This window comes from Capnocytophaga sp. oral taxon 338 str. F0234 (assembly GCF_000192225.1).
Taxonomy (GTDB): domain Bacteria; phylum Bacteroidota; class Bacteroidia; order Flavobacteriales; family Flavobacteriaceae; genus Capnocytophaga.
In genome coordinates this window covers 1,450,171-1,459,764 of record NZ_GL872413.1, presented here as the reverse complement: position 1 = coordinate 1,459,764, position 9,594 = coordinate 1,450,171, and the positions used below count along the sequence as shown (strand labels likewise).

Sequence of the window (9,594 nt, the reverse complement as noted above, 5' to 3'; positions counted from 1 at the left end):
GAACATAATAAATTATCTTATGAAAGATAAACTTATATCCAAGAAGAAAGTTAAATATTTATTCATCCTTCTCCACCAAATGCCTCAGTTCAGGGTCGTTGGAGATACGTTCTTTTTCACGTTCAATGATTTCAATGACATCTAACTTTATCTGGCGATAATTGGCTTCTACTTGTTCTTTGGTGGTATCGTTGCCGTAGGCATCAGTAAAGGAGAGAACTTCGGGGATTTTCTGGTAGGCTTTGGCCTCAGCGGCTACTTTGGCGTTATCTACAACTATCTGTGCGTGGAATATCTTCTGATCAATACACTCATCAAAGTTGTCTGAGACTGCCCCAACAAACATCCCTTGAGTTATGTTTACTTCCATTTACTATGACCCGAATGCTTTTCCGCACTCAGAGCAGCAACCAGCTATTGTAAAAGACAACAATGACCCTTTAGGAATGGGACGTGTACGCGTGCAATTCTTATGGCAGGCAAAACGCAATGAAATGACCCCTTGGATACGTGTAGTGCAACCCTATACAGGAGGGGGTAAAGGATTCTATTTTGTCCCTGAAATAGGTGAAGAGGTATTAGTGGATTTTGAAGGAGGTAATGCAGAACGTCCTTTTGTAATTGGGGCACATTACAATGGTGAGGCGAAAAGTGGTTATAAAGCTGATGACAACAAAATAAAAGCTATTCATACTAAAAGCGGACATAAACTCATCTTTACTGAAGATGAGAGCATCTTGCTTACTGACAAGAATGGCAATGTGATTAAGTTGGATACTCAAGGCAAAAACATTGAGATTTCTGCTCCTGAGACTATTAATATTATGGCTAATAATATCAATATAAAAGCTTTTAGTAATATTGATTTGGACGCTAACATAAATATTACAGAAACAGTAGGTAAAGAGAAAATAACGGATGTATGTGGTAATATGAGTTTAACTGTTCAAGGAAACTTTACAGAAAGGTTTGAAGGGAATATGATTTCTCATACAGAAAAAGAACGACAATTTCATTCTCAAAATATGGAAATAAGCTCTGAAGTTGATATTAATGTAAATTCTAATAAAACTTTTAAACGCAATAGTGGAGAAAGAACAATTGATTTCTAAGATTAAATTATGAGTAAGATTACAATTTGTAAGGGCAATATCATTATGACAAGTAAAGGTGATACTACTTTTCATACTTTTGACGGTAGTATTGTCAGTACTGCTGGTGGATCAAACTATTGGGGAGGAGAACAAGGCACTATCGTAGGAGATTATGAACCGATGATAACCTCTAATAAACTAATAATTTCTGATTTTATGATTAGAATAAGACCTCATAGTAGATGGGAAGGTGAGTTTGGATTTGACTGGTTTCGCACTGGTGATACCAAAAGAAAAAGTGATATTGCTTTTTATGATATATTAGGAAGATATATCTCAGATTATAATAAAGAACCTGTTAAAGACGATTCATATACGTTTAATTTCTTAAAAGATATTGAACAAAAACAAGATGAAAAAGGAAAAACAAAAGAAATAATTCATTTTGGTATGTTTAATAATTTAATTAAGAGTTTTGCTCAGTATAAAATTAGCTGGAAAACTAATTATTCATATACTGTACCAATGCTAACTTTACTAAAAGGGAAAACAGCTAAATTTAGTTTCGTAGTAGAAACTAACAAGAATAAAAATAATACTGAAGTTCTAAAGGAATTTGAGAAAGGTTTATCCTTTCAATTTGAAAAAATGGTAGAGCTTGAAAAGTTTTACAGATTTAAGACAAATTCACTAACAGATCCTAATAAAACAATACTAACAGCAAAATACTCTACTAAGAAAAAAGATAAGACAATCTATAGCAATACTTATCTGTATGATGATTGTCTCACTATAGAGTGTAAAGAAGAATTTAACACACCTTACAAATTAATAATTAAAAATAAAGATGGAAAAATTTGTGGAGCAATGATAATTCTTCCCAATGCCCCTGAGTTTAAAAGAAAAATAAAAATAGCACTTATTAATGTTAAGACAAAAATATATAATGAACGAGAAATATCTGCAAGAAAAAAAGAATATAATTATAAGAAAAATTTTCTAATAAATGCACTTAATCAATCTCTTATAGAACCTGAATTTGAAAAAATGCCTGAATTAGATTGTAGTGATGATTTTATAGAAGAAAATTGTGATATAGATGGAGGAGGAGTCCCTCGTATTAGAGGAGATAAAAAGGAAGGTCTATTCACATATTTTCAGAAAAAAATGAAGGAAGATATAAATAAATCTTTTATTAAATTTAAAGAAAATGAAACATGGAAGTATGAGAATGATTGCTACACAATATTTCTAATTGATATTATTTATCATCCTATGATGAAAAATGAACTATTAGGTGAGTCTGAAAAAAATATTTCAATGTGTTATGGTGGTGCCAGCAGAACAACTATAGCCCACGAATTAATGCATAATTTAGGTTTAAATCACACCTTCTCCAATTTTCGTCCACATTCAGATACTAATAACAATAAAAATCTTCTAGATTTTTCATATAGAAAAAATAAAACAGATAATATAATGGACTATGAAAATAAAGTATTTGTTAATGGGAAGTTACTACAGATAGATGATTTTGAAAAGATTAGTACATACCACTGGCAATGGGTAGTAATAAATCCTAATTTAGTTAAATTAGATAGTAAAACTCCCATTACTACTAATAACCTATTTAAAGAAATTTCAAAACTATAGTTATATGCAAAGAATAATATTTTTATTATGTTTAGTTTTAGTAGCCTGTAAGCCTAAAAACGAAGAGGTAGCTGTTATAACTCCTCAAAGGGAACTCTCTGAAATAGAAAAAAGCATTTTAGAGGATAGGAGGCTTCCCGTATACAATCATACTGTAGAACAGATTGACTGGGAGGTTCTCCTGCTATTTGTAAATGACCATATTAAGGAATATAAGAAGAAAAATGGCGATAGAATCACCTCAATGAGCTATTATTCTATAGGAGCGAGATCAGTTGAAGTTTCAAGTCAAGAACCTTATGTAGAAATTTTAAAAGATTATCATCCTAATGGTCAGATAGAAAGCGTTGTAAAGATAGCTAAGGGCTTTAGAAATAGAGCAATAGGTAAATCGATATACTATGATGAATACGGGAACAAAACTATTATAGATAATGATACTCTCTATGGAGCGTTAAAATACAATGATATCGTTAGGCTACTTATTAATGAAAGACTAATTGATGACCCAACCAAAGAAATAGGAGGCCATAGACTTGAAGAGAGTGAATTTGGGGTTAAATATATAAAGGAAGTGAACTTTTGGTATGCTGTAATCTCAATCAGACCAATGAAACAATGGATAGAAAAATTGGAAGAATGGAAAGCCCTAAAAGAAGCAATGGAAGTCCAAAAAGATTTGGATAAACAATACAAAGAAAATCCTTGTGCAAAAACTCATATATATGCTGAACTTTATATAGATGGAGATACAGGGAAAATTTATCTTAAGAATGAATATGATAAAGGTTATTATGTAGATTATACAAAGGAATAATTTTTTATTTTCAAAAACTATACTCAAGAAGTGCATGCCTTTATTCTCCCTCTTTCTCCACTAAATGCCTCAGCTCAGGGTCGTTGGCAATGCGTTCCTTTTCACGTTCAATGATTTCAATGACATCTAACTTTATCTGGCGGTAATTGGCTTCTACCTGTTCTTTGGTGGTGTCGTTGCCGTTGGCATCGGTGAAGGAGAGAACTTCGGGAATCTTTTGGTAGGCTTTGGTCTCTGCGGCTACTTTGGCGTTGTCTACAACTATCTGTGCGTGGAATATCTTCTGATCAATGCGCTCATCAAAGTTGTCAGAGACTGCTCCAACGAACATTCCTTGAGTTATGTTTACTTCCATTTACTATGACCCGAATGCCTATCCCAAAGCAGAGCAGCAACCAGCTATTGTAAAAGACAACAACGATCCTTTAGGAATGGGACGTATACGCGTGCAATTCTTATGGCAGGCAAAACGCAATGAAATGACCCCTTGAATACGTGTAGTGCAACCTTATACAGGAGGTGGTAAAGGTTTTTATTTTGTCCCTGAAATAGGAGAAGAGGTATTAGTGGATTTTGAAGGAGGCAATGCTGAGCGACCTTTTGTGCTTGGAGCACATTACAATGGTGAGGCAAAGAGTGGGTATCACAACACAGATAACCGCGTAAAGGCAATTCATACCAAAAGCGGACACAAACTCGTCTTCACCGAAGACGAAAGCATTTTGCTATCCGACAAAAACGGCAATACCCTAAGATTCGATACCCAAGGCAAGAACATAGAGATTTCTGCGCCTGAGACAATTAATATCACTGCTAAGAACATCAACTTAAAAGCAAGTGATAGTATTGATTTTGATGCTAATGTAAATATCACTGAAACAGCAGGAAAGGCTAAGAGAAGTGATATTGGTGGGGATATGTTTGTATATGTTAATGGTGCTTTAACTGAAAAGATAGAAGGTGATTTACATAGTGAAACAAAGAATGCGAGAACAGAAAATAGCACAGGAGGTATGGTCGTAAATTCTGAAGGTGCTATAGAAAACCACTCACAGCAAAAAGTTCGTATAAATGGTGGTGAAAATACAAGAATGTCATAATTATGAGTAGAACAAGAATTGTAGGAGGAGTATACACTAAAATCACAGGAGGTGATTATAAGATGTATACAGAAGGTGATACTATCATCACAGCTGCTGGTAAAAATGATTTTGCCAATGCTGAGAAGGTGATTTTTGGAGATAAACCTGAGAGGTATGCGAGTAAGAACACAATCAGTAATATAGATGACCCTAAAACAGAAATAGATTATAAATTTTTAATATATTTTAATAGAGGAAAAGAATACAAAGGTGAGTATGGATTTGATTGGATGCGAAGAGAGTATATAGAACCTATAGAAAAAGTGAAAACCTTCGATGGTAAAAAGAAAAGAACTATATGTTCTAATCCTGAAAAATTAAAAGAAAAATACATATCTTTTGATAGATTTAAAATAAGATATTATTGTCCTTGGGTTTCTATATTTCCATCTGAATACCCTAATTCTCCTCACAAAGAAGGTATTGATTTACATATAGAAATATTTGATGATTTCCCTGAAAATAAAAAAGTAAAAAAAAATAATAATATAAAAATTTTATTTGAGTCAGAAAATCTTGATATTAACATAACTTCAAATTCTGAAAAATTAAACGAATTGCGAAAAATCAATATTAGGTGTGGAGAAATATCTGACATTTCTGTTATTAATGTAAAAGCAATTCTTTCTGAAGGAGAAAGTGTAAAAATAAATGAAAATATAGGGAGACTTTATCTTTATCCAAATAAAGATATAAAGAAGATTAATTTATATATGATTAATTGTTTGATTAATGATGGAAATATGAAAATATTAGATAAAAAGCTATTTAATATAGAACTTGAGAAATATCTAAATACATATGTTTTAAATCAATTTCTCACACAGTGTGAGGTGAAATCTTATGAATATTTTGATTTAAGAAAACATCGTAATCAGGAAGGACAAACGCTTATAGAAAAATACCAACTTAATAAAGAACCTTATGTAAAGGAATTAAAGGCATCTGATAATAAGAACTACAAGTTTAGAGTTGCTGGAAATGAAATTAGAGATATTAGAATTTTCCGAGACGATTTATTATCATTATATGAAACTTATGGGAATACAAGACTACCAATACGAGGAGCTAATAACATAAATAAATTCTTATTTTTCATAGATATTTTTGTACAGCACACAGAAGGTAAAGAGCGTTTTTATCTTGAAAATGATATTCCTAAAATAGATGCGATAGATGTGGATTCTTTTGCATATTTAATAACAGAAGAACCTATGGGAAATGCTATAATTACATTTACAAAAGAAAAACTAGAGTCTTCAACAATTGCACACGAATTAGGTCACAATATGGGATTATCTCATTTATTTTCTAAAGAATCAGAATTTTATTTTTACAAAGGTTATACAGATAATATTATGGACTATGAAAATAGAGAGCGTTTTGAAGTTACAGGAAATACAGACAAAAATAAGCACAAAAGAAAGTCATTTTTTAAATGGCAATGGGATATTATTAGGGAGCAAATGGAGGCACTCTAATAAACTAATTATTATATTTCTGAGCTTGTTTTTATCTCCAATAATATTGTTTTCTCAATCGAAATATAACATTGTTGTGCAAGGAGAAAAAACTTATTATTATGTTGCAGAAACACCATTTAAAGATTTTATCAATGCGTTTAGTAGAGAGAATTTTACGGAAGCAATTAATATCAAGGATAATAGAAAGGATTTAATCGATAAAAATCTAATAACAATAGATACACTGACGAATATACATCATTCGATACTGAATCATATTCCTTTTAGAGAAGGGTGCGATACAATATTTGTACTTTTCGGAAGGGAAAAAGATTTTTATTATTCCAAATATACTTTTGATAATCCAAATACAAGAATTAAAAGAAAAGATTTTTTTATACAAATAAATTTTTATTTAAAAAAAGAAAATGGATTAATACATAAGGTAAAAGTTTGTCTCCCTGAGAATTGTAAACAAATAAAAAAATATAAACCTTTAAATTCTAAAAAAATCTTAAGATTACAAATAATTTTGAGTAAAAATAATGTATTGGATAATAGTTCAGAAGTTAAAAGATATTATAATATAAAATATAAGGAAAAGCTGAATAGAGAGTATCCTATCATATGGGAAATAAAATAAGAACAAATTATACTTTCTTTTACTTCTTCACCCAGAGTCTCAACCGAAGATGAAAGTATCTTACTTACTGATAAGAATGGCAATGTGATTAAGTTAGATACTCAAGGAAAAAACATTGAGATTTCTGCTCCTGAGACGATTAATATCACTGCTAAGAACATCAACTTAAAAGCAAGTGATAGCATTGATTTGGATGCCAATGTTAATATCACTGAAACAGCAGGAAAGGCTAAGAGAAGTGATATTTGTGGAGATATGTTTGTGTATGTAAATGGTGTTTTAACTGAGGTGATTGAAGGGGATTTACATAGTGAAACTAAAAAAGGAAAAACTATGATAAATAGTGAGGGAGGAATTGAAAGCAATAGTGTTGAAATGATAAATCTTAATGCTGAAGGTAAAATACATGGAAATAGTAATGAAAACACTAAATTCTCTTAAAATATGAGTAGAACCAGAATTGTAGGAGGAAAAATAACAGAGATTGTTCACGGAGATTATAATATATATTCTGAAGGGGATATTGTATATAATTCGGCAAAGGCGGTTACTTTTGAGGGAAAAGAAGGTATTGTTTATGGTGATTTTAACGCGGAAGTGATGCCAGCACCTCATCGTGAAGCGATAAGTACTGCAGTAGTGTTTTTCTCTCCTTTAAAAGATTGGAAAGGGGAATATGGTTTTGATTGGATGCGAAATAATCTATATCCTTTCACAGCAGACCCTGCTTATACAGAAGAGGCTGATGAACCTAATAGTACCATTATTGAAGGAGGATATGGTGGATTAACAGGAGGTGTTAATGGTAGTGCTATAGAAGAACTTAGGAAAGAATTTAAATCGTATCCTATAAATATTAAAGACTTTCCAGACACGGTATATTATGTGCCTTATCTTACTTTATTTCCTAAGGATTATGTGGATAAAATGGATAATACAAAATATACTACACTACCCAAGTATCAGGTAACATTACAGACGTTTATATTTATAGAAGAAGATATAGATAAACTTATCTTTAAGCATAATCAAACTGAAATTACAGGCAAATATAAAGGCATTACGATACAAGGTACAATTTCAGATGGAAAGAAAACCCTATTAGATGAAAAAGGAAAGCTAAAAAAAGGCGGTACCATTACTATCTCTTGTGAGAAAGCATTGACAGAAACTTTAGAAATATCAGTGTATGCACATTTTAAGAACTCAGCTAAGAGGAGGTTAGCAGGAAAGTTTATCATTTTAAGGAATGATGAGAAGATGATAAGAAGGGAGAAGATTATGCTTATACCTGTTTGGATGAATATATTTAATGCAAGAAAGGATCAAAAAGAGAAAATAACAGATAATTATATAAAGGGACTGTATAGATCTTGTTATCAAGCATTGATAGTTCCTGAGATAAAAAACAGTGTAGATATTTTGGATTTGACTGGTAATGATGATTTTAAGGCAAATAATAAAAGTAAATATATAGACGTAGTAAAGATTAAAGATAGTTTAAAAGAAGAAGCACAGAAAGAAAAGAATAAAGATGGTAAAGAGGTTTATACTATTATGAATGTATTTAGAGAGTTATTTTTGGATTGGGTAGAGGAGAACAAAAAAGAACTTTACGAAGAATATAAATTACATACAATGGCTTTTTTTGTAGGACTTCAAACTACATCAGATAATGAAGCTGCTACGGATTATAGCATTGAAAATGGCATAGAAATATATAACAAAAGCATTGGGGTATTTCAAAAGAAGGGGTTGGTAGAAGAAGAGGTAAGTTTTGCATTAGGTCACGAGTTTTTTCATACCTTAGGAGTATACCATACACATAAAGACACCAGAGAGACAGAAGAAGGAAAAATAGTATACCCCAATAAAAAGTATGTATTTGCACCAAACTATACAACAAATTTAATGTCTTATACTGATTTATCAGCTCCTTATCCTTGTTATAGTACTTGGTGTTGGCAATGGGCTATTGTAAATCCTGCTATTAAAATTGAAATTGAAAACGAAAAAAGAAGATGAAACACTTATTATTTACAGCATTCTTACTATTAGGAACTTTTAACTATGCCCAAACTAAGGTTATAGTGCCTCATCCTGAAACAGGAAGAGAGATGTTTTATTTTAATGAAGAACCTTATAAGGATTATGTGCCTGATAAGAACCACAGTAGTGAGAAAATAGATAGATATCTAAGGAAAGGTAATAAGTATGTTGAAATTCAATATTTTAATAGTACTATTGAACTATCAGAAATAGATTCCTCTACAGGCATGGTATATGCATTTGTATATAATAAAGAAAAGTTGTTAGTGGAAATAACATCTTATTTTCAAACACTTCCCATAGGAGTTTGGAAAGAGTACAATGATAAAGGAGAAATTACAAAAGAAGATGATTGGGATAAACGATATAAAATGAGTATTGAATGCCTTATGCAAATTATGAAAGAGCGTTATGATATTGATTTGATAAAAGATCCTGTGAGCATACTATACACAGAGAAGACGCGCCCTATTTATATAGTAACGTATTCGTATGGTCCTTATACGAGTAGGTGGATTACAATTGATGTAAATACAGGAGAAACGTTATTTGATAAGCGTCTTTTAGGAGATTTTTTTAATAAATATGAGGAACAAATATATAGACCTAAGTAGAATTATGAAACTGATATGTATAGTATTCTTACTATTAGGGGTTATTAGCTATGCCCAAACTAAGGTTATAGTACCTCATCCTGAAACAGGAAGAGAGATGTTTTATTTTAGTGAAGGGC

Annotated in this window: 10 protein-coding genes and 2 pseudogenes; 10 read left to right on the top strand and 2 right to left on the bottom strand. The window is 31.4% G+C overall.

Annotated elements, in window-relative coordinates:
* Nucleotides 1–58 precede the first annotated feature (58 nt).
* Nucleotides 59–361: pseudogene (locus HMPREF9071_RS06685) on the bottom strand (conjugal transfer protein TraG); the annotation flags it as partial.
* On the opposite strand from HMPREF9071_RS06685, the gene HMPREF9071_RS06680 reads away from it, so the two are divergent.
* From HMPREF9071_RS06680 to HMPREF9071_RS06670, 3 genes are read left to right on the top strand one after another with little or no spacing between them, the layout of a single operon-like run.
* Complete coding sequence (locus tag HMPREF9071_RS06680; RefSeq protein WP_009745843.1) at nucleotides 357–1,112, top strand: phage baseplate assembly protein V; 756 nt, start codon at nucleotides 357–359, stop codon at nucleotides 1,110–1,112. The pseudogene HMPREF9071_RS06685 and the gene HMPREF9071_RS06680 sit on opposite strands and share 5 nt — an antisense overlap.
* A gap of 9 nt (nucleotides 1,113–1,121) precedes the next feature.
* The gene (locus HMPREF9071_RS06675) at nucleotides 1,122–2,747 is read left to right on the top strand and encodes a hypothetical protein (RefSeq protein WP_009745842.1); all 1,626 of its coding nucleotides are present in this window, start codon (nucleotides 1,122–1,124) and stop codon (nucleotides 2,745–2,747) included.
* Nucleotides 2,748–2,751: 4 nt separating this feature from the next.
* Nucleotides 2,752–3,564, top strand: coding sequence for a hypothetical protein (locus HMPREF9071_RS06670; protein ID WP_009745841.1), 813 nt, complete (start codon nucleotides 2,752–2,754; stop codon nucleotides 3,562–3,564).
* A 40-nt stretch (nucleotides 3,565–3,604) separates the two neighbouring features.
* Here HMPREF9071_RS06670 and HMPREF9071_RS06665 read toward each other — a convergent pair.
* Nucleotides 3,605–3,910 (bottom strand): annotated as a pseudogene (locus HMPREF9071_RS06665) (conjugal transfer protein TraG); the annotation flags it as partial.
* Here HMPREF9071_RS06665 and HMPREF9071_RS12245 point away from each other — a divergent pair.
* The 7 genes from HMPREF9071_RS12245 to HMPREF9071_RS06635 all read left to right on the top strand — a co-directional run bounded on the left by HMPREF9071_RS12245 (nucleotide 3,906) and on the right by HMPREF9071_RS06635 (nucleotide 9,475).
* Nucleotides 3,906–4,055, top strand: a complete 150-nt coding sequence (locus HMPREF9071_RS12245) for a hypothetical protein (protein WP_009745839.1) — start codon at nucleotides 3,906–3,908, stop codon at nucleotides 4,053–4,055. The pseudogene HMPREF9071_RS06665 and the gene HMPREF9071_RS12245 sit on opposite strands and share 5 nt — an antisense overlap.
* A 9-nt stretch (nucleotides 4,056–4,064) precedes the next feature.
* Nucleotides 4,065–4,664, top strand: a complete 600-nt coding sequence (locus HMPREF9071_RS12515) for a phage baseplate assembly protein V (protein ID WP_009745838.1) — start codon at nucleotides 4,065–4,067, stop codon at nucleotides 4,662–4,664.
* A gap of 2 nt (nucleotides 4,665–4,666) precedes the next feature.
* Nucleotides 4,667–6,187 carry a hypothetical protein gene (locus HMPREF9071_RS06655; RefSeq protein ID WP_009745837.1) on the top strand — a complete coding sequence of 507 codons (1,521 nt, stop codon included), beginning with the start codon at nucleotides 4,667–4,669 and terminating at the stop codon, nucleotides 6,185–6,187.
* 76 nt (nucleotides 6,188–6,263) lie between these two features.
* Nucleotides 6,264–6,812, top strand: coding sequence for a hypothetical protein (locus HMPREF9071_RS06650; RefSeq protein WP_009415086.1), 549 nt, complete (start codon nucleotides 6,264–6,266; stop codon nucleotides 6,810–6,812).
* A gap of 84 nt (nucleotides 6,813–6,896) precedes the next feature.
* Entirely contained in the window at nucleotides 6,897–7,253 is a 357-nt protein-coding gene (locus HMPREF9071_RS06645; RefSeq protein ID WP_009745836.1) for a hypothetical protein, read from the top strand.
* Between the two features lie 3 nt (nucleotides 7,254–7,256).
* Nucleotides 7,257–8,837, top strand: coding sequence for a hypothetical protein (locus HMPREF9071_RS06640; protein ID WP_009745835.1), 1,581 nt, complete (start codon nucleotides 7,257–7,259; stop codon nucleotides 8,835–8,837).
* A complete protein-coding gene (locus tag HMPREF9071_RS06635; RefSeq protein ID WP_009745834.1) occupies nucleotides 8,834–9,475 on the top strand; it encodes a hypothetical protein in 642 nt (213 codons plus the stop codon). Before HMPREF9071_RS06640 ends, HMPREF9071_RS06635 begins: the two co-directional genes overlap by 4 nt.
* Nucleotides 9,476–9,594 lie beyond the last annotated feature (119 nt).

Bases quoted from the DNA above. Each gene is read 5' to 3' on its own strand.
- HMPREF9071_RS12245 (WP_009745839.1), top strand. From the start codon at position 3,906: ATGTTTACTTCCATTTACTATGACCCGAATGCCTATCCCAAAGCAGAG.
- HMPREF9071_RS06680 (WP_009745843.1), top strand. From the start codon at position 357: ATGTTTACTTCCATTTACTATGACCCGAATGCTTTTCCGCACTCAGAG.
- HMPREF9071_RS06670 (WP_009745841.1), top strand. From the start codon at position 2,752: ATGCAAAGAATAATATTTTTATTATGTTTAGTTTTAGTAGCCTGTAAG.
- HMPREF9071_RS06640 (WP_009745835.1), top strand. From the start codon at position 7,257: ATGAGTAGAACCAGAATTGTAGGAGGAAAAATAACAGAGATTGTTCAC.
- HMPREF9071_RS06655 (WP_009745837.1), top strand. From the start codon at position 4,667: ATGAGTAGAACAAGAATTGTAGGAGGAGTATACACTAAAATCACAGGA.
- HMPREF9071_RS06675 (WP_009745842.1), top strand. From the start codon at position 1,122: ATGAGTAAGATTACAATTTGTAAGGGCAATATCATTATGACAAGTAAA.
- HMPREF9071_RS06635 (WP_009745834.1), top strand. From the start codon at position 8,834: ATGAAACACTTATTATTTACAGCATTCTTACTATTAGGAACTTTTAAC.